This window comes from Pseudomonas fildesensis (assembly GCF_001050345.1).
In the GTDB taxonomy this organism is placed as follows: Bacteria; Pseudomonadota; Gammaproteobacteria; order Pseudomonadales; family Pseudomonadaceae; genus Aquipseudomonas; species Aquipseudomonas fildesensis.
Genome location: NZ_LFMW01000007.1, coordinates 218,372 through 240,622, shown reverse-complemented (window position 1 = coordinate 240,622; position 22,251 = coordinate 218,372). Strand labels below are relative to the sequence as shown.

At 60.8% G+C, this 22,251-nt stretch carries 16 protein-coding genes; 5 read left to right on the top strand and 11 right to left on the bottom strand.

What is annotated here, in order from left to right; genetic code table 11:
• Position 1 precedes the first annotated feature (1 nt).
• A complete protein-coding gene (cra, locus tag ACR52_RS11525) occupies positions 2-997 on the bottom strand; it encodes a catabolite repressor/activator (RefSeq protein ID WP_048724140.1) in 996 nt (331 codons plus the stop codon).
• Positions 998-1,291: 294 nt separating this feature from the next.
• Between cra and ptsP the strand changes: the two genes are divergently transcribed.
• From ptsP to ACR52_RS11505, 4 genes are all read left to right on the top strand, one after another.
• Positions 1,292-4,150 (top strand): phosphoenolpyruvate--protein phosphotransferase, encoded by a 2,859-nt coding sequence (ptsP, locus tag ACR52_RS11520; RefSeq protein WP_048724137.1) that lies wholly within the window; start codon positions 1,292-1,294, stop codon positions 4,148-4,150.
• Entirely contained in the window at positions 4,151-5,092 is a 942-nt protein-coding gene (gene pfkB, locus ACR52_RS11515; protein WP_048724134.1) for a 1-phosphofructokinase, read from the top strand.
• 11 nt (positions 5,093-5,103) lie between these two features.
• Complete coding sequence (locus ACR52_RS11510; RefSeq protein ID WP_048724131.1) at positions 5,104-6,816, top strand: PTS fructose-like transporter subunit IIB; 1,713 nt, start codon at positions 5,104-5,106, stop codon at positions 6,814-6,816.
• 90 nt (positions 6,817-6,906) lie between these two features.
• Positions 6,907-8,448: an alkaline phosphatase D family protein gene (locus ACR52_RS11505; protein ID WP_048724124.1), complete on the top strand. Its 1,542-nt coding sequence runs from the start codon at positions 6,907-6,909 to the stop codon at positions 8,446-8,448.
• A 132-nt stretch (positions 8,449-8,580) separates the two neighbouring features.
• Here ACR52_RS11505 and ACR52_RS11500 read toward each other — a convergent pair whose 3' ends face one another.
• From ACR52_RS11500 to ACR52_RS11475, 6 genes are all read right to left on the bottom strand, one after another.
• Complete coding sequence (locus tag ACR52_RS11500; RefSeq protein WP_048724121.1) at positions 8,581-11,106, bottom strand: PepSY domain-containing protein; 2,526 nt, start codon at positions 11,104-11,106, stop codon at positions 8,581-8,583.
• A 149-nt stretch (positions 11,107-11,255) separates the two neighbouring features.
• Positions 11,256-12,419, bottom strand: coding sequence for a type III PLP-dependent enzyme (locus ACR52_RS11495; protein ID WP_048724118.1), 1,164 nt, complete (start codon positions 12,417-12,419; stop codon positions 11,256-11,258).
• A 477-nt stretch (positions 12,420-12,896) separates the two neighbouring features.
• Positions 12,897-14,054: an osmoprotectant ABC transporter ATP-binding protein OsmV gene (locus tag ACR52_RS11490; protein ID WP_048724116.1), complete on the bottom strand. Its 1,158-nt coding sequence runs from the start codon at positions 14,052-14,054 to the stop codon at positions 12,897-12,899.
• Positions 14,051-14,704 carry an ABC transporter permease gene (locus ACR52_RS11485; protein ID WP_048724114.1) on the bottom strand — a complete coding sequence of 218 codons (654 nt, stop codon included), beginning with the start codon at positions 14,702-14,704 and terminating at the stop codon, positions 14,051-14,053. The genes ACR52_RS11490 and ACR52_RS11485 overlap by 4 nt, the downstream gene beginning before the upstream one ends.
• Before the next feature lie 11 nt (positions 14,705-14,715).
• Positions 14,716-15,609 carry a glycine betaine ABC transporter substrate-binding protein gene (locus tag ACR52_RS11480; protein ID WP_048724111.1) on the bottom strand — a complete coding sequence of 298 codons (894 nt, stop codon included), beginning with the start codon at positions 15,607-15,609 and terminating at the stop codon, positions 14,716-14,718.
• A gap of 20 nt (positions 15,610-15,629) precedes the next feature.
• The gene (locus ACR52_RS11475) at positions 15,630-16,382 is read right to left on the bottom strand and encodes an ABC transporter permease (protein ID WP_242460935.1); all 753 of its coding nucleotides are present in this window, start codon (positions 16,380-16,382) and stop codon (positions 15,630-15,632) included.
• 295 nt (positions 16,383-16,677) lie between these two features.
• Between ACR52_RS11475 and ACR52_RS11470 the strand changes: the two genes are divergently transcribed.
• Positions 16,678-18,261: a peptide chain release factor 3 gene (locus ACR52_RS11470; protein ID WP_048724109.1), complete on the top strand. Its 1,584-nt coding sequence runs from the start codon at positions 16,678-16,680 to the stop codon at positions 18,259-18,261.
• Positions 18,262-18,364: 103 nt separating this feature from the next.
• Here ACR52_RS11470 and ACR52_RS11465 read toward each other — a convergent pair whose 3' ends face one another.
• The 4 genes from ACR52_RS11465 to ACR52_RS11450 are packed head-to-tail and all read right to left on the bottom strand — an operon-like array spanning position 18,365 to position 22,249.
• Entirely contained in the window at positions 18,365-19,576 is a 1,212-nt protein-coding gene (locus ACR52_RS11465) for an MFS transporter (RefSeq protein ID WP_048724107.1), read from the bottom strand.
• 48 nt (positions 19,577-19,624) lie between these two features.
• A complete protein-coding gene (locus ACR52_RS11460) occupies positions 19,625-20,011 on the bottom strand; it encodes an ectoine synthase (protein WP_048724105.1) in 387 nt (128 codons plus the stop codon).
• 35 nt (positions 20,012-20,046) lie between these two features.
• The gene (locus ACR52_RS11455) at positions 20,047-21,225 is read right to left on the bottom strand and encodes an acyl-CoA dehydrogenase family protein (RefSeq protein WP_048724104.1); all 1,179 of its coding nucleotides are present in this window, start codon (positions 21,223-21,225) and stop codon (positions 20,047-20,049) included.
• A complete protein-coding gene (locus ACR52_RS11450) occupies positions 21,218-22,249 on the bottom strand; it encodes a hypothetical protein (protein ID WP_048724102.1) in 1,032 nt (343 codons plus the stop codon). Before ACR52_RS11450 ends, ACR52_RS11455 begins: the two co-directional genes overlap by 8 nt.
• Between the last annotated feature and the right edge of the window lie 2 nt (positions 22,250-22,251).

Genomic DNA, 22,251 nt, shown 5'->3' with positions numbered 1-22,251 from the left:
CTCAGGCCTCGTGAATGCGCTGCTTGAAGGTCCGGCCGATGGCGTGCACGCCCGGTTGGTAGTGCTCGTCTTCAATGGCGGCCAGGGCCAGGCGCAGTGCGGTGTCGGCGATCAGTTGATGTTGCTGGGCCATGGCGTTGACCGGCAGCGGCAGGAAGTCCAGCAACTGTGTGTCACCAAACGTGCCCAGGCGCAGTGGCCGGGACCTGAGCGGGAAGTCGTGCAGTGCGTCGAACACGCCTTGCAGCAGCACGTAGGAAGTGGTCACCAGCGCGTCAGGCAAATGCCCCAGTTGATGTAGAAGTTGCTCCATCAACTGTCGGCCACAGTCACGGCTGAAGGCATCGCCCTGTTCGACGATCACTTCACCGGTGAAGCCTTGCAGCGCCTCACGGAATCCGGCGGCACGCTCCTGGCTGATGCTCAGCTCTGGGCGTGCACCAATCAGCACGATTTGCTTGGGCAACGGCTGCAACAGGCTGCTGGTCAATTGCTGGCAGGCCCGGCGGTCGTCGCTGACCACCGAGCAGAACTGCTCAGCCTCCATCACCCGGTCGATGGCAATCACCGGCAAACCCTTGGCTTGCAGCTCGCGGTAGCTGTCGTCGCTGGCTGGCAGGCAACTGGCGACAAACAGCGCATCACAGCGCCGCGCGCGGAACAGTTGCAGCAGTTGGCGCTCGCTGTCGGCCTCATCGTCGGAGCTGGCGATCAGCAATTGGTAGCCACGCGCCCGTGCACCTTGTTCCAATAGCTTGGCAATCCGTGCGTAACTGGGGTTTTCCAGGTCGGGCAGGATAAAGCCCAGCGTGCGGGTATGTCGACTACGCAGCCCTGCGGCCTGGGGGTTGGGCGTAAAACCATGGGCGTCGACCACCGCGCGCACCCGCTCGACGGTTGCGCTGCTGATGCGTTGCTGTGCGGCTTTGCCATTGATGACGTAGCTGGCGGTGGTCACGGACACACCGGCGAGACGTGCGATATCACTGAGTTTCAAACCGGGATTTCCTTGTTTTTTAGAGCATGCCCCGACATTTTGTCCAATCGTAACCGATTACTGCAGACGACCCATGTGTCGGCACAAGCGCCAAGTGGTCCTTCAAGGATGCGCAATTAACGCGTAATCTGCCATAAATTCTAGATTAAACGTTTCAGCAGGCGTATTTTTACGATGTTCGCTACTGAGTAGCTACTGCCAATTGACTGCTCAGTCAGTGACTCGTGAACGACTTTATACGGATTTATTCAAAACAATACCTAGTGCGACACGCGCACTAACTAGGAGAACGGCATGCTTGAGCTCACTCATGAGCAGATATCCATGGGCCAGACGGCTGTGGATAAATCTGCTGCCTTGCACCTGCTCGCTGACAAATTGGTGGCCGATGGCCTGGTCGCCGAGGGTTACCTCAGCGGTCTGCAAGCCCGTGAAGCCCAAGGCTCGACCTTTCTCGGCCAAGGTATTGCGATCCCCCACGGCACCCCGCAAACCCGCGACCAAGTCTTCACCACCGGCGTGCGCCTGCTGCAGTTCCCTGAAGGGGTGGACTGGGGCGACGGCCAGATCGTCTACCTGGCCATTGGCATTGCCGCCAAATCCGATGAACACCTTCGCCTGCTGCAGTTGCTGACGCGCGCCCTCGGTGAGACCGACCTGGGCCAGGCGCTGCGCCGCGCCAACTCCGCCGAAGCGCTGCTGAAACTGTTGCAGGGCGCGCCACAAGAGCTGGCGCTGGACGCACAGATGATTGGCCTGGGCGTGTCCGCTGATGATTTTGAAGAGCTGGTTTGGCGCGGCGCACGCCTGCTGCGCCAGGCCGACTGCGTGAGTAACGGGTTTGCCGCCGTACTGCAGCAAGTTGATGCGCTGCCACTGGGCGATGGCCTGTGGTGGCTGCACAGCGAGCAGACGGTGAAGCGCCCGGGCCTGGCGTTTGTCACGCCGGACAAACCCATGCGTTACCTCGGTCAACCGCTCAATGGCCTGTTTTGCCTGGCCAGCCTCGGCGAAGCGCACCAGACCTTGCTCGAACGCTTGTGCGCCTTGTTGATTGAAGGCCGCGGCCAGGAACTTGGCCGCGCCACCAGCAGCCGCGCGGTGCTCGAAGTGCTCGGCGGCGAACTGCCGCCCGACTGGCCCAGCGCGCGTGTCACCCTGGCCAACGCCCACGGCCTGCACGCGCGGCCGGCGAAGATCCTGGCGCAGTTGGCGAAAAGTTTTGACGGCGACATTCGCGTGCGCATCGTCGATGGCCCGGTGGGCGCCGTGTCGGTCAAAAGCCTGAGCAAACTGTTGAGCCTCGGCGCCCGTCGCGGCCAGGTGCTGGAGTTTGTCGCCGAGCCCACGGTGGCCGGTGATGCACTGCCGGCCTTGCTCGCAGCCGTGGAAGAAGGCCTCGGCGAAGACGTCGAACCGTTGCCGACCGTCAGCGCACAGCCCGAAATCCTTGATATTGAACCGGTGATCAGCGCACCCGTGGCCGGCAGTCAGGTCCAGGCCATCGCCGCCGCACCGGGCATCGCCATCGGCCCGGCGCATATTCAGGTGCTGCAACCGTTCGAATACCCGCTGCGCGGCGAGTCCTCGGTCATCGAGCGCCAGCGCCTGCACGCCTCACTGACTGAGGTGCGCAGCGATATTCAGGGCCTGATCGAACGCAGCCAATCCAAGGCGATTCGCGAGATTTTCATCACCCACCAGGAAATGCTCGACGACCCGGAACTGACTGACGAGGTCGATACCCGCCTCAAGCAAGGCGAAAGCGCCGAAGCCGCGTGGATGAGCGTGATCGAAGCCGCCGCCAAACAGCAGGAGTCGTTGCAGGACGCCTTGCTCGCCGAGCGTGCCGCCGACCTGCGCGACATCGGCCGCCGCGTGCTGGCGCAACTGTGTGGCGTCGAAACCGCCCAGGAGCCCACCGAACCTTACATCCTGGTGATGGACGAAGTCGGCCCCTCGGACGTTGCACGCCTGGACCCGGCGCGCGTCGCCGGCATCCTCACCGCCCGTGGTGGCGCGACCGCCCACAGTGCCATCGTCGCCCGTGCGCTGGGGATTCCTGCGTTGGTGGGTGCCGGCCCGGCCGTGTTGCTGCTGGCTGCCGGCACGCCGCTGTTGCTCGACGGCCAACGTGGTCGCCTGCATGTCGACCCGGACGCAGCCATCCTGCAACGTGCCACCGTCGAGCGCGATACCCGCGAACAACGCCTGCAAGCCGCGTCGGCCCAGCGCCACGAACCGGCCGTGACCCGCGACGGTCACGCCGTGGAAGTGTTCGCCAATATCGGTGAAAGCGCCGGTGTGGCGAAAGCGGTGGAGCAGGGCGCCGAAGGCATTGGTTTGCTGCGTACCGAATTGATTTTCATGGCCCACCCGCAAGCGCCGGACGAAGCCACCCAGGAAGCCGAATACCGCCGCGTGCTCGACGGCCTCGACGGTCGTCCGCTGGTGGTACGCACCCTCGATGTAGGCGGCGATAAACCGCTGCCCTATTGGCCGATCGCCGAGGAAGAAAACCCCTTTCTCGGCGTGCGCGGCATTCGCCTCACGCTGCAACGCCCGCAGATCATGGAAGCGCAATTGCGTGCGCTGCTGCGTTCGGCCGACAACCGCCCGCTGCGCATCATGTTCCCCATGGTTGGCAGCGTCGATGAATGGCGCGCCGCGCGGGACATGACCGAGCGCCTGCGCCTGGAAATCCCGGTGGCGGACCTGCAACTGGGGATCATGATCGAAGTGCCGTCGGCCGCATTGCTCGCGCCGGTCCTCGCCAAGGAAGTGGATTTCTTCAGCGTCGGCACCAACGACCTGACCCAGTACACCCTGGCCATCGACCGTGGTCACCCAACCCTGTCCGCCCAGGCCGATGGCCTGCACCCGGCGGTGTTGCAACTGATCGACATCACCGTGCGCGCCGCCCATGCCCATGGCAAATGGGTGGGTGTGTGTGGCGAGTTGGCCGCCGACCCGTTGGCGGTACCGGTGCTGATCGGCCTGGGTGTGGATGAGTTGAGCGTGTCGGCCCGCAGCATTCCTGAAGTGAAGGCGCGGGTGCGTGAATTCAGTCTGAGCGAGGCCCAGGGCCTGGCGCAAAAAGCACTCGCGGTGGGTTCGCCCGCCGAAGTGCGAGCCCTTGTGGAGGCCGTGTAAATGGCAAGGATTCTGACCCTGACGCTGAACCCGGCGTTGGACCTCACGGTGCGCCTGGCGCGCCTGGAACCGGGTGAAGTCAATCGCAGCGACGCGATGCTGACCCACGCGGCCGGCAAGGGTGTGAATGTCGCCCAGGTGCTGGCCGACCTCGGCCATCAAGTCACCGTGGGTGGTTTTCTCGGTGAGGACAATCCTCAAGCGTTTGAGGCGTTGATCGCCCGCCGCGGGTTTGTCGACGCGTTCATTCGTGTACCGGGCGAAACCCGCAGCAATATCAAGATCGCGGAAAACGACGGCCGGGTCACCGACGTGAATGCACCGGGGCCGTTGGTCAGCGTTCATGCGCAGCAAGCGTTGCTCGATCAACTGGCGCGCATTGCGCCTGGTCACGATGCGGTAGTGGTCGCCGGCAGCTTGCCGCGCGGCGTCAGCCCGCAGTGGTTTCAGGGCTTGCTGGTGTTACTGAAAAACCTCGGGTTGAAAGTCGCCCTGGACACCAGCGGTGAAGCCTTGCGCGCCGGTTTGAAAGCCGGTCCGTGGTTGATCAAGCCCAATACCGAAGAACTCGCCGACGCCCTCGACTGCCCCACGGACTCCATCGCGCAACAGGCCCTGGCAGCCGAGCGTTTACACGAGCAAGGCGTGGAGCATGTGGTGGTGTCCCACGGTGCCGACGGCGTGAACTGGTTCAGCCCGGGCACGGCGCTGCATGCCACGCCGCCGAAGGTCAGTGTGGCGAGCACCGTGGGTGCCGGCGATTCGCTGCTGGCCGGGATACTCCACGGTTTGCTCAGTTTCGATGTGCCCGAAACCACCTTGCGCCGCGCCACGGCGATTGCCGCGATGGCGGTCACGCAGATCGGTTTTGGGATCAACGATGACGCGCAGTTGGCGCGTCTCGAAAGCGGCGTCCATGTGCGCGCGCTGACCGAACAATAAGAGGGTTTGTGATGAAGTTAGCCATTGTTACCGCCTGCCCGAACGGCATGGTCACCAGTGTGCTGTGCGCCCGCTTGTTGGACGCTGCCGCGCAGCGCCAGGGCTGGAGCACCAGTGTCGAAGTGGTGGACGTGCAGCGCCCGGAGCGCCAGTTGTCCCAGGCCACCATTGACGACGCCGAATGGGTGTTGCTGGTCAGCAGCACGCCGGTGGATATGCAGCGGTTTGTCGGCAAGCGGGTGTTCCAGACGACGCCGGCCCAGGCACTGGCGGATGTCGAAGCCGTACTGCGTCGCGGCGCCGAAGACGCTCAGGTGTATGTCGCCAGCGCAGCACCGGTTGCGGCGAAGAACACCCCGCGTATCGTCGCTATTACCGCCTGCCCGACGGGCGTTGCCCACACCTTCATGGCCGCCGAAGCCTTGCAGCAAACCGCCAAGCGCCTGGGTTATGACTTGCAGGTCGAGACTCAGGGTTCGGTCGGCGCACGTACGCCGTTGAGCCCACAAGCCATCGCCGATGCCGACGTCGTGCTGCTGGCGGCGGACATCGAAGTCGCCACTGAACGCTTCGCCGGCAAGAAGATTTACCGCTGCGGCACCGGCATCGCTCTCAAGCAATCCGAGGCGACCCTCAACAAGGCCCTGGCCGAGGGCTCGGTGGAAAGCGCGGCCAGCGGAGCAGTGGCCAAGAAAGAAAAAACCGGCGTCTACAAACACCTGCTCACCGGTGTGTCGTTCATGTTGCCGATGGTGGTGGCGGGCGGTTTGTTGATCGCGTTGTCGTTCGTGTTCGGCATCCATGCCTTCGAAGAAAAAGGCACCTTGGCGGCCGCGCTGAAAACCGTCGGCGACCAGGCCTTCATGCTGATGGTGCCGCTGCTGGCGGGTTACATCGCCTACTCGATTGCCGACCGTCCGGGCCTCGCGCCCGGCATGATCGGCGGTTTGCTGGCCGGTACCTTGGGCGCCGGGTTTATCGGCGGGATTCTTGCGGGTTTTCTTGCCGGCTACTGCGTCAAGCTGATCACCCGAGCGATTCGTTTGCCGCAGAGCCTGGAGGCGCTCAAGCCGATCCTGATCATCCCGTTGCTGGCGAGCTTGTTCACCGGCCTGGCGATGATTTATCTGGTGGGCCCACCGGTGGCGCGCTTGCTCACCGGCTTGACCGACTTCCTCAGCACCATGGGCACCACCAACGCGGTGCTGCTGGGCATCCTGCTGGGCGGCATGATGTGCGTTGACCTGGGCGGGCCGATCAACAAGGCGGCGTATGCGTTCTCCGTCGGCCTGCTGGCGGCGTCGAGCGGTGCACCGATGGCCGCGACCATGGCTGCCGGTATGGTGCCGCCCATCGGCATGGGCATTGCCACCTTCCTGGCTCGGCGCAAGTTCGCCCAGACCGAACGCGAAGCCGGCAAGGCCGCGATGATCCTGGGCCTGTGCTTTATCTCCGAAGGCGCGATTCCGTTCGCCGCCAAGGACCCGCTGCGGGTGATTCCGGCGAGCATCGCCGGCGGCGCGCTGACCGGTGCCTTGTCGATGTACTTCGGCTGCAAACTGGCGGCACCCCATGGCGGCCTGTTTGTGCTGGTGATCCCGAATGCGATGAATCACGCGCTGCTGTACTTGCTGGCGATTGTCGCCGGTAGCTTGTTGACTGGAGTGGTGTACGCGCTGATCAAACGTCCGGAAGCCGCAGACCTGGCCGTCGCCCCCGCCTGATCCCTTGTAGGAGGGATCGCTGGCAGGTGTCATCTGGCTTTCATCCCTGCGTGCTTAAGTGGCCTTTTTGATACTCAAGAGGGCATTTGCATGAGCCACTTCGATCTCGGCCGTCGCCGCGTGATGCAAGCCGTCGGCGCCGGCCTGTTGCTGCCGGGCCTGGCACCGGCTGTCATCGCTTCCGTGCAAGACCGGCCGCAACTCACCGATGGTGTGCAGTCCGGCGACTTGCTTGGCGACCGTGCGATGATCTGGAGCCGCAGCGACCGCCCGGCACGGATGGTGGTGGAGTGGGACACCCGCAGCGTGTTCAGCAACCCGCGCAAATTTGTCTCGCCGCTGGCTGACAGCCGTACCGACTTTACCGCCCGGGTCGAACTCACCGGGCTGCCCGCCGACCAGGCGATCTTCTACCGCGTGCACTTCGAAGATGCCCAGACCGGCGTCGCCAGCGAACCCTGGTTCGGCCACCTGCGCAGAGTGCCGCAACAACGCCGTGACATCCGCTTTGTGTGGAGTGGCGTTACCGTCGGCCAAGGCTTCGGCATCAACCCGGACATCGGCGGCATGCGCATCTACGAAGCCATGCGTTTGCGCCTGCCGGACTTTTTTATCCACAGCGGCGACACCATCTACGCCGACGGCCCGGTGCCGGCCCAATTGACCACCGAAGGCGGGCGTATCTGGCGCAATATCACCACCGAAGCCAAGAGCAAAGTCGCCGAAACCCTCGACGAATATCGCGGTAATTACCGCTACAACCTGCTGGATGAAAACGTGCGCCGCTTCAACGCCGAGGTGCCGCAGATATGGCAGTGGGACGATCATGAAGTGGTGAATAACTGGTCGCCGAGCAAGCAGCTCGACGAGCGTTACCAGACCAAAGACATCAACACCCTGGTCGGTCGCGCGCGCCAGGCGTGGCTTGAGTATTCGCCGATGCGCCGGCAAAGCGCCGATGGCGGCGGGCGGATTTACCGCAAGCTCAGCTACGGCCCGTTGCTGGACGTGTTTGTACTCGACATGCGCAGTTATCGCGGCGGCAACGATGACAACCTGGGCGGCGAGAAACCCTTCCTCGGTCGCGAACAATTGGACTGGCTCAAGCGTGAGCTCAAGGGCTCCACGGCGCAGTGGAAGGTGATTGCTGCCGACATGCCTATCGGCCTGGGTGTGCCCGATGGCGAAGTCAGCCCCGGCGTGCCGCGTTGGGAAGCCATCGCCAACGGCGACGGCGGCCCTGCGCAAGGCCGCGAGCTGGAAATCGCCGAGCTGTTGACCTTCCTGCGCGCGCAGCAGGTGCGTAACCATGTGTGGCTGACGGCGGATGTGCACTACTGCGCAGCGCATCACTATCACCCGGACCGAGCGGCGTTTCAGGATTTTGAGCCGTTCTGGGAGTTTGTCGCAGGCCCCTTGAATGCAGGGAGTTTTGGGCCTAATCCGCTGGATAAAACCTTTGGCCCGCAAGTGGTGTTCGAAAAGGCCCCGCCTGCGCAAAACACCTCACCGTTTGCCGGGTTTCAGTTTTTTGGCGAGGTGCAGATTGATGGGCAGACGGCGGAGTTGACCGTTATTTTGCGCGACCTGGACGGGGTCTCGGTGTTCGAGCAAAAGCTGCAACCCGTGTAATTTGAAATGTGCTCAACCTGTGGGAGGGGGCTTGCTCCCGATTGCGGAGGATCAGTAACAGATAAGCTGACTGACAGAACGCAATCGGGAGCAAGCCCCCTCCCACATTGATTTTTCAGCGCCTACAGGATCTCAGTAAACGTCGCGCCGATAGCGCCCTTGCTCAATCAAGCGCTCCACCATCTCGCTGCCCAGCACATCGTGCAGCGCCTGATCCACCCCGGCTGCCATCCCCTGCAAACTCCCGCACACATAAATTGCCGCGCCGTCCGCCAGCCATCGACGCAGCACCTCGGCCGATTCGCGCAGGCGGTCCTGCACGTAGATCTTCTCTTCCTGATCGCGGGAGAACGCCAGGTCCAGCAGCGCCAGATCGCCACTGGCCAACCAGCCTTGCAGTTCGTCCTGGCACAGGTAGTCGTGGGCGATATTGCGTTCGCCGAACAACAGCCAGTTGCGCTGCTGACCCTCGGTAATCCGCGCCTTGAGCAAGCTGCGCAAACCGGCCAGGCCGGTGCCGTTGCCGAGCAGAATCAGCGGTACCGGCGCAGCAGGCAGGTGGAAGCCACTGTTGCGCCGCAACCGCAGGCTGATGCTTGAGGCGATGGCCGCGTATTCGGTGAGCCAGCCGGAGCCTAGGCCCAGGCTGCCGTTCGGGTGGCGCTCCTGGCGCACGATCAGTTCCAGCACGCCGTCGCTGGCAATCGAGGCGATGGAGTATTCGCGCATGCCCAGGGGCGCCAGCGCGTTGACCAGCGCCTGGGCATGCAGGCCGACCAGGTGAGCGCGGTTGTCTGGCAGTTGGCGGGTCGCCAGCGCCTGGTTGAGGGTGTGTGCCAGGCCATCGATCAGCACGCCGTCGCTGCCGGACAGGCCCAGGCCATTCAGCAACTGTTCGATGGCCCACGGGCAGTTGCGCGGCAGGATCTCCACCAGGTCACCGGCCAGCCAGCTCTGGGGCGACGGTGGGGTCAGGCCCAGCAGGTAGACCGCCGAACCCGTACTGTTCAGGTTGAGCAGGGTGCGCTGGTGCAAGGTCCAGTTTTCGTACTGCGCAGTCGGCCATGCCGCTGCCGGCGCGTGGCCGGTGAGTTCACCCAATTGCTGTTGCCACTGCAGCAGCGCAACGGTGTCGCCACTGTCGACTTCCACCGGAGCAAACAACGGGGTACCGCCCTGGCGGGTCAGCCAGAAATGCAGGCGCCGGGCAAAGCCACAGAAGTGTTCGTACTGGCGATCACCCAGGGCCAGTACCGAGTAGTTCAAGCCTTTGAGGGACAGGTCCTGGCCGAGCACGCTGCGCTCGAAACCACGGGCGCTGTCGGGCGCTTCGCCGTCGCCGAAGGTGCTGACCACAAACAGCGCATGTTCCGACTGGCGCAGATCATCCTGACTGACGCTGCCCAGCGGCTGTACCTTCACTGGCAATCCAGCGGCCTGCAACTGCCCGGCGGTCTGCCAGGCCAACTGTTCGGCAAAACCACTCTGGCTGGCGAAACCTATCAGCCAGGCCGGTGCATCGCTGTGGTTGGCGCCCAGGCCTTTACGCGCATCGCGCACCTGGCGTTTTTTACGGCGGCGGTCGAGGTACAGCAACCAGCCGGTGATAAAGAACAACGGCATGCACAGCGCGCTGACGGTGAGGATGATCCGGCCGATCAGGCCGAAGTAGCTGCCGGTGTGCAGCGCGTAAATGCTCGTCAGTAGTTGGGACTTGAGGCTCTTGCTGGCGTACGGGTCATGGGATTTGACCTCGCCGGTGGCCGGGTCCAGGTTGATCTGGTTGAGCGCCCGGTCATGGGGCGAGTTCGCCAGCAGGTAATAAACGATGGCCGGCTGCCCGGCGACCGCCGGCATGCGGATGTTGTAGGCGTTCAAGCCAGGGCCGGCGTTGCTGTAGATGCTGCTCCAGATCGCATCATAGTTTGCCACCGCCGCCGGCCCTTCAGGCGCCGGGCCGCGCTTGCGCACCCGTTCATTTTGCGGGGCGTCGGAGAGCAATTTAGTCAGGCCCTGGCTGTACCATTCATAGGACCACGACAAGCCGGTCAGCGCCGCCAGCAGGTAAAAAAGCAGGCACCAGGTGCCGAACACCGAATGCAAATCCCAGTTGAAGCTGCGGCCCTTCTTGCGCCAGTCGAGGGTCAGCCAGGCGCGCCAGCTCGCCACTTGGCGCGGCCAGCGCAAGTACAGGCCGGAGAGGCAGAAGAACAACAGGATCAGCGTGCAGGCGCCGGTGATTTGCCGACCGGTTTCGCCCATGGCGAGGAAACGGTGCAGTTGCAAGATAAAGCCGAACACGTCCTGGCCGACCACGTCGCCCATGTAGTCGCCGGTGTAGGGGTCGAAGTAACGCATCTGGCCACGCCGTTCTCCTGGCGGCGGGGTAAAGAACACGCGCGCGGCATTCCCGCTTTCGCTTTCCACCCACAGCATGGAGACGGTCTTGCCTTCGGTGGCTTCCAGCTTGCGCACCAGTTCGGCGGGCGGCAGTACCCCGGCTTCGCGTTTCTCCACGCTGAGCACCGTTGGGTTGAGCGCCTGCAGGATTTCATCCTGAAACGACACCGCAGCCCCGGTAATCCCCATCAAGGCCAACACCAGCCCGGCCGTAATGCCGAAGAACCAATGCAACTGGAACAGGGTTTTCTTCAACACGTCGACCGGCCTCGTCTATCTGGATGTGAATGCTACGGCGCGCATTATGCCGTGAGTTGTCGAGAAACATTCTTTTTTACACAAAAAAAAGCCCACGACAGGTCGTGGGCTTTTTCTTGTAGCTGGCAGCTTAACGCTTGCCGCTGCTATTAAACGTAAAACGACTTCAATGGCGGGAAGCCATTGAACTCAACCGCGCTGTAGCTGGTGGTGTAGGCACCGGTCGACAACCAGTACATCCGGTCACCAATCGCAAGGTTCAGCGGCAGGCCGTACTTGTAGTTTTCGTACATGATGTCGGCGCTGTCGCAGGTAGGACCGGCGATGACCACTTCTTCCATCTCGCCTTTTTTCTCGGTCCAGATCGGGAACTTGATGGCTTCGTCCATGGTTTCGATCAGGCCGGAGAACTTGCCCACATCCGTGTACACCCAACGCTCGACGGCGGTGCGCGATTTACGTGCCACCAGTACCACTTCACTGACCAGGATGCCGGCGTTGGCGATCAACGAACGGCCTGGCTCCAGGATGATTTCCGGCAGGTCGTCGCCGAAATCTTCCTTGAGGAAGCGGATGATTTCCTGCGCGTAGGTTTCCAGGCTGTTGGTGCGGGTGATGTAGTTGGCCGGGAAGCCGCCACCCATGTTGATCAGCTTGAGGTGGATGCCGTCTTCTTCCTTCAGGCGTTCGAAGATCACTTTGACCTTGGCGATTGCCGCGTCCCACACGCTGATATCGCGCTGTTGCGAGCCGACGTGGAAGGAAATGCCGTACGGCACCAGGCCCAGGTCACGGGCGAGGATCAGCAGGTCCATGGCCATGTCGGTCTGGCAGCCGAATTTGCGCGACAGAGGCCAGTCAGCCGTGGTCGAGCCTTCGGTGAGGATGCGCACATACACTTTCGAGCCCGGCGCGGCCTTGGCGATGTTGCGCAGGTCGGCTTCGGAGTCGGTGGAGAACAGGCGCACGCCCTTCTCATAGAAGTAGCGGATGTCCTTGGATTTCTTGATGGTGTTGCCGTAGCTGATACGGTCGGCGCTGACGCCGCGATCCATGACCTTGTCCAGCTCGTAGATCGAGGCGATGTCGAAGCTCGAACCCTTGTCTTTCAACAGGTCGATGATTTCGACGGCAGGGTTGGCCTTGACCGCGTAATAGACTTTGGCGAATTCGAAACCGGCGCGCAGGTCATCGTAGGCCTGGCTGATCATCGCGGTGTCGATCACCACGAACGGGGTTTCTTGCTTGTCGGCGAACGCCTTCATTTTGTCAAAAGTGGCGCGCGCGAAATAATCTTCGACGTTGATCGACATGCTGGGAACTCCTAAGGGCAAACTAAATTGATCAATGGGTGCAAATGAACGTCCTCCGTATCCCCACTTTGGTTCGCCTACTTCCCAAGGCATGTCGCCGAAAGCAAAAAGGCCATGGGATCACCTGCGTCCCTTGGCCTTGCTGTCTCGTCGTCAGTACTTGAGCCGGATGGATCGTTTCCAGCATGGACGTTCGGCGCGAACTTTAGGGCGTGAGGGGCTCGAGATCAACTAAAAATGTCGCGTTTTTGCACGCGTTCGTCGCGGGACCGCGTACAGCTACTTATGTAACCGACCGGTGTGACGGATTGATGTTCCCCGGATGGGGCAATTCAGGGGTAATTGCTGACACGCTGGAGATCCAAATGTGGAAGGGGGCTTGCTCCCGATTGTGGTGTATCAGCTACAAGTGAGCTGACTGAAACACTGCAATCGGGAGCAAGCCCCCTCCCACATTTTGAACTGAGTGGTGTCAGATCAAGCCAGTGCGGTTTCCGCAGGGGAAACAATACTGGTCTTGCCCCCACGCGACTTACCGGAACTCAGGTACTCGGCAATCGACTCCTGAGTCACTTCACCCAGGAACACTCGCTCCGCATCCATCACCGGCAGCCACGAGCGGTTGAACTCGTACATGCGCGACAGCAGGATGCGCAAATGCTCGTCGTAAGCCGCCGTGGCGTTGAATTCGCGCAGGTATTGGCCACATGTACCGGTCTGACGGTGCAGGTCGCGACGTCGTACATAACCCAGCGCCTTGTTCTCTGCGCAGGTGACTACCACATAGCGACGGTCGAGTTCGTCCATCTGCTCCAGGGCGTCGGCCACCGGGGTTTCCGGGCTGACTGACGGGGCGTTGTCCGCCGCGTCCTCGGCTTTCACCAGCAGCAGGCGCTTGAGGGTGCTGTCCTGGCCCACAAAGTTGCTGACGAACTCGTCGGCCGGGTGTGCCAGCAGCGTGTCCGGATGGTCGATCTGCAGCAGCTTGCCGGCGCGGAAGATCGCGATCTTGTCACCCAGCTTGATGGCTTCGTCGATGTCGTGGCTGACCATGATCACGGTCTTGTTCAACGCGCGTTGCATCTCGAAGAATTCGTTCTGGATCATCTCGCGGTTGATCGGGTCGACCGCGCCGAACGGCTCGTCCATCAGCAGCAGTGGCGCATCGGCCGCCAGGGCACGGATTACGCCGATACGCTGTTGCTGGCCACCGGACAGTTCTCGCGGGTAGCGGTGCAGGTACTGCTTGGGCTCCAGCTTGATCATGCTCATCAATTCGCGGGCGCGGTCGTGGCATTTCTGCTTGTCCCAGCCGAGCAGCTTGGGCACGACCACGATGTTTTCCTCGATGGTCATGTTCGGGAACAGGCCAATCTGCTGGATCACATAACCGATGTTGCGACGCAGGGTCACTTCGTCGAGGTCGGTGGTGTCTTCGCCGTTGATCAGGATCTTGCCCGAGGTGGGCTTGATCAGGCGGTTGATCATTTTCAGCGTGGTGCTCTTGCCGCAGCCCGACGGGCCGAGGAATACGCAAATCTCGCCTTCGTTGACGGTCAGGCTTACGTCGTTCACGGCGGAAACTGTCTTGCCGTTGCTTTGAAAAGTCTTGGTCAGGTTTTGAAGTTCGATCATTTGAGCAGTCCTTTTGGAGTCAGCGAGCGTTGCAGCCATTGCAAAAGCAGGTCGGCGAAGATGGCCAGGAGACTGACCAGTACGGCGCCAACGATCAGCATCGACATGTCGCTGCGGCTGATGGAAGCCAGAATAAGTACACCCAGGCCACCGGCGCCGATGGTGGCTGCGATGGTCATTACGCCGATGTTCATCACCACGGCGGTGCGCACACCGGCGAGGATCACCGGCACGGCGATGGGCAGTTCGACCATGCGCAGGCGCTGGCCGAAGGTCATGCCGATGCCTTTGGCGGCCTCGCGTATGCCCGGTTCAACACCGGTGAGGGCCAGGTAGGTGTTACGCATGATCGGCAGCAGGGAGTAGAGGAACACTGCGGTGATCGCCGGCATCGGCCCCAGGCCCTGGCCGAATTTGGAGTAGAACGGTAGCAGCAGGCCGAACAGGGCGATGGACGGTACGGTCAGCAGCACCGTGGCGCTGGCTTGCAGCGGGCCGGCCAGGGTCGGGAAGCGCGTCATCAGCACGCCCAGTGGCACGCCGACGACGATTGCCAGGATCACTGCAATACCGACCAGCGTGATGTGCTGCCCGGTCAATTGCAGGACTTGGGCCCAATCAAGATGGGAAAAGGCGTTCAGAAATTCCATGTCTTCTCCTCTTAGTTGAGTGGGTGCTGACGCAGGAAATCTGCGGCAACAGCGGACGGGCTTTCATGGTCGACGTCGACCCGCGCGTTCAGCTCTCGCATGGTTTTGTCATCGAACAAGGCGGCCAGTGGCTTGAGGTCAGCCTCCAGCTGCGGGTGCGCGTCCAGATAAACCTGACGCACCACCGGTGCGGCGGTGTAGTCCGGGAAGTAGTGCTTGTCGTCTTCCAGCAGCTTCAATTTGAAGGCATTCAGGCGGCCGTCGGTGGTGTAGACCAAACCGGCAAACACTTGGCCATTACGCAAGGCGGTGTAGACCAGGCCAGCATCCATCTGCCGCGTGTTTTTGCGGGTCAGGTTCATGTCATACAGCTTGACCATGCCGCCCATACCGTCGGAACGGTTGGCGAACTCGGTGTCCAGGGCCACCAGGCGCGTGCCTTTGGTTTTTTCGGCCAGGGCTTGGGTCAGGTCGCTGATGCTGTTGATCTGCGGGAATTCCTTGGCCACGTTCTCGGGCAAGGCCAGCGCGTAGGTGTTACTGAATTTCGACGGCGACAGCCAGACCAGTCCTTTTTTAGCGTCGAGTTCTTTCACCCGAGCGTAGGACTGCTCACTGTCGAGCTTCTCATCGACATGGTTGTAAGCCACCAGCGACACACCGGTGTATTCCCAGATCAAATCCAGTTGCCCGCTTTCCTGGGCACTGCGCGCCAGGTTGCTGCCCAGGCCGCCGGTCACGCGGGTGTCATAACCCTTGGTGCGCAGGTACTGGGAGGTGATTTCGGCGAGCAGGGTCTGTTCGGTGAACACCCGGGCGCCGATGCGGATCACCGGTTTTTCAGCGGCTTGCGCAATGCCTGCAAACAGCAGGACGCAGCTCAATATCAGAGTCAGTTTTTTCATGTGATTTCCTTTGCCAAGCCTTAAGACGGACGCAGCCCGCGTTCCAGCCAGAGGCGGCTGGCCATGGTCACCAGACCGTCAAGCAGCAATGCCAGCAACGCGGTGCACGCGGCGCCGAGCAGCAATTGCGGCTGATTGTTCAGGGCGATGCCGGGGAAAATCAGGCTGCCCAGGCTGTTGGCGCCAATCAGGAAGGCCAGCGGGGCGGTACCGACGTTGATCGCCAGGGCCACGCGCACACCGCCGATGATGATCGGCACGGCGTTCGGCAGTTCGACGCGAAACAACACTTGGCGCGGTGTCATGCCGATGCCGGTGGCGGCTTCTTTCAGCGAGCCTTGTACGTTTTTCAGGCCTTCGTAGGTGTTGCGCACGATGGGCAACAAGGAGGCGAGGAACAGGGCGAAGATCGCCGGGCCGCTGCCGATGCCGAGGACGCCGAGGGCGATGGCCAGTACGGCCAGGGGAGGGACGGTGTTGCCGATGTTGAAGATCTGCATGAAGCGTTCTGCGCGCCCGACCATGTTCGGTCGGCTAAGCAGGATACCGGCGGGGATGCCCACAATCAGGGCGGCCAGCATGGAAACCAGGACCAGAATCAGATGAGCTTGCAGGTAAAACAACAAATCGTCGCGGTACAGTTCGATCGTGTTGATGCCGATCCAGTGGACCAGCAGGGCCAGGAGAGCGACGACAACCACTCCTCCTATCAGCCCTTTGCCATAGCGAATAGCCACAGGCGGACTCCTTTTTTCTTTTGTCGGCGAACACATTTCCGGGCGGCAATGCCATGCCTGGCTGCCTCTGAATGTGGTCGCGAAAAGCAGCTCGCCAATACCGGCAACGCGGTATCAAATCGAGCCATGAGCGCAGCCTCGTCAGGCTAACTTGCTGATTTATCAGCCCCTGTTACGAGTGCGGTAGCAGGGGAGTGGACGTCTCTACCTTTTAAAAGGTTCCACACTTGGCAGCATTTAGCCACCCCCAATGGGGTGAACGGTGGTCCGGCGTGCCCGGTTTGCGCTATACTCGCCGCCCTTTTTTGACTCACCTGCCAGGCGATTTCCCATGACCCACCAGGCCGCCGAAGTCGCGAAACGCCGCACTTTCGCCATTATTTCCCACCCCGATGCCGGTAAAACCACCATCACCGAAAAGCTCCTGCTGATGGGCAAGGCGATCGCAGTGGCCGGCACGGTGAAATCCCGCAAATCCGACCGCCATGCCACCTCCGACTGGATGGAAATGGAAAAACAACGGGGTATTTCCATTACCACGTCCGTCATGCAATTCCCGTATCGCGACCACATGGTCAACCTGCTCGACACTCCGGGCCACGAAGACTTCTCCGAAGACACCTACCGCACCCTGACCGCGGTGGACTCGGCCTTGATGGTCCTCGACGGCGGTAAGGGCGTTGAGCCACGTACCATCGCGCTGATGGACGTCTGCCGTCTGCGCGACACGCCGATTATCAGCTTCATCAACAAACTCGACCGCGACATCCGCGACCCCATCGAGTTGCTCGACGAAATCGAAGCCGTCCTGAAGATCAAGGCTGCGCCGATCACCTGGCCGATTGGTTGCTACCGCGACTTCAAGGGCGTGTACCACCTGGCTGACGACTACATCCTTGTCTACACCGCCGGCCACGGCCACGAACGCACCGATGTGAAAATCATCGAGAAGCTCGACTCCGACGAAGCCCGCGCCCACCTGGGTGACGAGTACGACCGTTTTGTCGACCAGCTGGAACTGGTGCAGGGCGCCTGCCACGAATTCAACCAGCAGGAATTCCTCGACGGCCAACTGACCCCGGTGTTCTTCGGTACCGCCCTGGGCAACTTCGGTGTCGACCACGTGCTCGACGCCGTCGTGAACTGGGCGCCAAAGCCTCTGGCCCGCGTCGCCAACGAGCGCACTGTGGAACCGGTGGAAGAGAAATTCGCCGGCTTCGTGTTCAAGATCCAGGCGAACATGGACCCGAAACACCGCGACCGCATCGCCTTCATGCGCATCTGCTCCGGCAAATACGAAAAAGGCATGAAGATGCGCCACGTGCGCACCGGCAAGGACGTGCGCATCGGCGACGCCCTGACGTTCTTCTCCTCCGAGCGTGAGCAGCTCGAAGAAGCCTACGCCGGCGACATCATCGGTTTGCACAACCACGGCACCATCCAGATCGGCGACACCTTCACCGAAGGCGAAGTACTCGGCTTCACCGGTATCCCGCACTTCGCCCCGGAACTGTTCCGCCGCGTACGCCTGCGTGACCCGCTGAAATCCAAGCAACTGCGCCAGGGCCTGCAGCAACTGGCGGAAGAGGGCGCCACCCAGGTGTTCTTCCCCGAGCGCAGCAACGACATCATCCTCGGCGCTGTCGGTGTACTGCAGTTCGATGTGGTCGCCAGCCGCTTGAAAGAGGAATACAAGGTGGAATGCTCCTACGAGCCGATCACCGTTTATTCCGCGCGCTGGATTGAGTGCAGTGACAAGAAGAAGTTGGAAGAATTCTCCAACAAGGCCGTGGAAAACCTCGCGGTGGACGGCGGTGGTCACCTGACCTACCTCGCCCCGACCCGGGTTAACCTGGCGCTGATGGAAGAGCGGTGGCCGGATGTGAAGTTCCGCGCGACTCGCGAACACCATTAAGGTCTGAGCGATAGACGAAAGGGCGAAGCTATGATGGCTTCGCCCTTTTTTGTGGCGAAAAGTGCGTTTCACCTTTATCTCAAAGAGCAATAAAGGCCGCTTCCTAGTCCGTCTCAACTATCGAGTTCGGGTGTGGGCAACGTTGTTTTGCAAACCACCACAGAGTGACCACCCCAAGAAGGGTTGTCAGCACGGCCAGACTGAGGATTACCTGCTGCGTGCCCAAAGACGTAGCCAGCAATGCCACCAGCAAACCAGCCAATGGCTGCGACATGTTGTTCAGCAACGTGATCGCGCCCACGGTCTTGCCGAAGTCCTGAGGTGGAATCACCCGCTGCCGAATAGTGCGCATGTATACGTTGAACATTTTATCGAAGCCGACAATCAACAAAAAACCGACCACATAACCGATCAAGTTCGGACTCAGAGCGCTAATGAATGCTCCTATGGCAATCAGTGAGTAGCCAATAAGCCCCAAGACCCGCAAAGGCAGTTCCACCCGAGCGAGAAAAAACAGGATCAGGATAGTTGTCACTGCTCCAGCCGCTTGCAGCCCTGCATAGTCATCCTTGCCAGCGCCGTACTCGCCGATCACCATGGCCGCCGAGGTGGCCAAGGTGACACCGACGATCAGATTGACTCCTATCGCGAGAGCGATGATTTTTTTCAACTCGGCCACATTACGGATATGCCCGAAAGCGATCCGCAAAGGCTGCAACCAGATGTCTTTGTGCTGCTCGAACACCGGTAACGTAATTCGACTGAAGCGTTGCCACACCAGCATGCTCAGGTCTGCCAGCAGGAACAGCCCGGCGATCCAAAGCACCACCCAGTGCCAAGCCCATACCTCCAGCACCAGCGCCGCCACCAGTGGCCCAAGCACCAGGCCGGTTTGGTCGGCGATCTGGGAATAGGACAGCGTCTTGGTGTAACTGTAGTGCTGAAAGATGGACGGCATCAGCACTTCGCGGGCCATTATGCCTTGCGTGGTCAACACTCCGCATAATGCTGACAGCACCACTAACCAAGCGATGCCACCCACTACTTCGTAGAACACCATCGCCAGCACACAAAGCAATGCCCGATAGATCTGACTGCCATGCAGGATCCTGATAGGCGAGTACTTGTCGCACAGGGCACCGCACAACGGAAACGCGAGAAATCGCGGTAGCGATTCGACGAAAAATGCCAGCCCGGCCCAGGATGCGCTGTTGGTGGTCTGGAACACCACCAGCGGAACCATAAACAACAGGATTTGATCCGCCAGCCTCGATAGAAAAAGCGAGGTGAAAAAGGCGAGATAATCCTTACGCATAAACACCTCCTGCGAGTAAGTGGCCTGGGGTGGCATTTGGAAAAAACATCAGTAGGCCGATCCCAAGGGGTCATTGAGATTATGGCGCTCGTCGCCCCGCAGTGGCGGATTGAAGACGCTGACCACAATCAAGTCATGTTCCTTGCCGCCACGCAGGAAATGCCGATCATGCTGATCAAGCACATACAAGTCTCCCGGCCGAATCGAAAAGATATTTCCTTGCATGTCTTCGACTTCGCCTTCTCCGGCGATGCAATAGCACGCTTCCAGGTGATTTCGGTACTGCAGCAGCGACTCTGTGCCCGCGCGGACAACGGTGTGGCATAGCGTGAAGCCCATGGCATCGCGTTCAGTGAGCAGGCGGTGGCTGGTGCCCGCGCCCCATTCGACGAAGTAAGGGGTTTTCTCGATGTCGGATTTATTGCGGACAAACATGTGACACCTCTCTGGAACAGCCGATTGGAAATAAATCAGTTCTTTAGCGCGTCTGCAGGGAGGGGCCGGAGGATGGCATCTCCGGAGGCCAACATTGCTGCGCTCCATGCAACGTCTCGGTGCGCGGCCATAGTCTGGATATCACGCCAGTGGCGCTGAAGCGGGTTGCTTGCCATCAGGGACGAGACGCCGAGTCTTTCCACCAACCGGCGTACAACCTGCACGCACTGTTCCGCCAGATAGGCGCGATCGCGCTTGAGCTGCAACAACTCTTGCGCATTTAGCGCACGGTCATTGATACCTGCGTTGTGCAGCCAGGTGATCAGCGAGTCGTACAACTGCGTGGCGCTGTGTAGTTGCGCAGCCGAGTGAGCCGCCTGTTCAGCGATCCGAGGATCGCATTGCGTTAACGAACTGCGGAACCCAGCTACAAACACGGTAAATGCGCCCTCGGCACATCCCAGCAGTGGGCCGATGATCGAGGTGGTGAGGTAAGGCGCGAGGGGTAATCGATCTATGTAATCGCAGGCAGGCGCACGCGGCGCCTGCGCAAATATATCGTGCAACGCGAACACGCGATCATGGGGCACTAACAACTGATGGGTCAGTACGTCGTGAGAACCCGTTGCAACCATACCGCAGCTGTCCCAACTGTTAAGCCTCTCAACTTCATTGGCGGCGATCAGCACTAGAAAGCGCGGATTGTGAGTATCCGAGTGGTTAGTGCTGGGAGCGTTGAGCATCAACCAAGTGGCGTCCTCGATGCCAGAGCTGAAGCGCCACCGTCCGTTGACCCGTGCGCCTGCGGACTCAAAGGACAGCAAACTCTCGGCACAAGGGGAGGCTGAGGCGAATAGTTGTTTCGGCCAATCGTTGTATAACTGGTTTATGCAAGTGGCGGGTAGTCTCCTGGCGATTGAACCGTGACCGCCTACTAACGCCATTATCCAGCCGGTAGATGCACATGCCCGAGCGGCAATGCGTGCACTTTCCACAAGTGTGGGCCAGTGTCCGGAGCTTGTGACTGGCGCACGCGGTGACAACAGATCCAGCCAGCCTTCAGCAAACAATTCGTCGAATGTGCTGCTACTCAGGCGCATAGCGAGTTCGGCCGCAGCGGCCCGCTCGCGCCATCTTGGCAGATGCTCAACTGCCCGCAGGCATAACGAGGGCAATGCGTCGCGGTGGAACGGTTGCTCAGAAACATTAAACATGGCCTGGCCCCGTATCACCGTTTTGCAGGGAGGTCACGGCGCCAATACGCGAACCTTCAAAGCAGAAACTCGATGGTTGAACCACTGGCCCCAGAAGATCTAGAAACCGCGTCACCTGATGCGGGTCGTTCGAGGCGACGAACTCACAGAAGTTGCTGCTGCTCCACAGCAGGTGCACACAGGTGAAGTGGGCCGACAGGGCGCACACGAGTTCGTCCAGTGTGACTTGCCCGTTTTGCATTTGCTCAAGCATCTGCTGGCGTTTCCAGCGGATTTCTTCCTCGCTGAAGTAGCGGGTCTTGAACTGCTCGTCTTTGATCTTCTCCCGCCGCAAATACTCCTTCGGATCGGGGTGGTTGAACTTTTCCAGGAAAAACACCAGCCCGTCAGGCTTGAGAAATTGCTTGATATGGGAGATTTGGCCGTTGCGGTCGCGGGTATAGAACTGGAATGCGGCCATCTCATAAATGAAGTCGAAACCCTTGCTGAAGCAATCGTATTCGGGGGCTTGCAGCAGGGCTGGCGTTACCCTGAATACCGACTGTGGATAGAACCACGATAGCGTCGGGTCGGCATGCCGTTCGAAGGCTATCTGATTGGCCCGGTTTGGTGACGAGGTGAAGCTGCGGATCAGGCCCTGGGAGTGGCCAGCAATAGCACGGCCGTTACTGCCATCAAAGGCGTCAACTTCAAACAGGCTGAAGGTCCGACCTGTTTCTCCGGTATTGACCTGAGCCATGCGGGTCATTGCTACCCCGACCCTGGATAATTCTTCGAGGATGTACGGCACGCTGGCCAGGAAGTGGGAGAACAACGGTCCTGATCCCTCAATTAGCCTGTCGTGGTAATCAAGGACGTTGGGGTCGTTGATTTCGGACCGCAGATGACTATCAAGTGACTGCGAGGGCACTTGGCTTGCACCCGTCGCCAGGCTGTGGAAGTGTCCAGCGAGTTTCAGCATTGCACTTTGTTGCAGATCACGATCGAGGCCAGGGTGATCCATGGGATTGAGGGACGTTTTCATGG

Coding starts and splice junctions, on each gene's coding strand:
- ACR52_RS11450 (WP_048724102.1), bottom strand. CDS start 22,249: ATGAAAACGTCCCTCAATCCCATGGATCACCCTGGCCTCGATCGTGAT.
- ACR52_RS11460 (WP_048724105.1), bottom strand. CDS start 20,011: ATGTTTGTCCGCAATAAATCCGACATCGAGAAAACCCCTTACTTCGTC.
- ACR52_RS11480 (WP_048724111.1), bottom strand. CDS start 15,609: ATGAAAAAACTGACTCTGATATTGAGCTGCGTCCTGCTGTTTGCAGGC.
- ACR52_RS11475 (WP_242460935.1), bottom strand. CDS start 16,382: ATGTGTTCGCCGACAAAAGAAAAAAGGAGTCCGCCTGTGGCTATTCGC.
- ACR52_RS11505 (WP_048724124.1), top strand. CDS start 6,907: ATGAGCCACTTCGATCTCGGCCGTCGCCGCGTGATGCAAGCCGTCGGC.
- ACR52_RS11490 (WP_048724116.1), bottom strand. CDS start 14,054: ATGATCGAACTTCAAAACCTGACCAAGACTTTTCAAAGCAACGGCAAG.
- ACR52_RS11455 (WP_048724104.1), bottom strand. CDS start 21,225: ATGTTTAATGTTTCTGAGCAACCGTTCCACCGCGACGCATTGCCCTCG.
- pfkB (WP_048724134.1), top strand. CDS start 4,151: ATGGCAAGGATTCTGACCCTGACGCTGAACCCGGCGTTGGACCTCACG.
- ACR52_RS11470 (WP_048724109.1), top strand. CDS start 16,678: ATGACCCACCAGGCCGCCGAAGTCGCGAAACGCCGCACTTTCGCCATT.
- ACR52_RS11495 (WP_048724118.1), bottom strand. CDS start 12,419: ATGTCGATCAACGTCGAAGATTATTTCGCGCGCGCCACTTTTGACAAA.
- ACR52_RS11485 (WP_048724114.1), bottom strand. CDS start 14,704: ATGGAATTTCTGAACGCCTTTTCCCATCTTGATTGGGCCCAAGTCCTG.
- ACR52_RS11465 (WP_048724107.1), bottom strand. CDS start 19,576: ATGCGTAAGGATTATCTCGCCTTTTTCACCTCGCTTTTTCTATCGAGG.
- ptsP (WP_048724137.1), top strand. CDS start 1,292: ATGCTTGAGCTCACTCATGAGCAGATATCCATGGGCCAGACGGCTGTG.
- ACR52_RS11510 (WP_048724131.1), top strand. CDS start 5,104: ATGAAGTTAGCCATTGTTACCGCCTGCCCGAACGGCATGGTCACCAGT.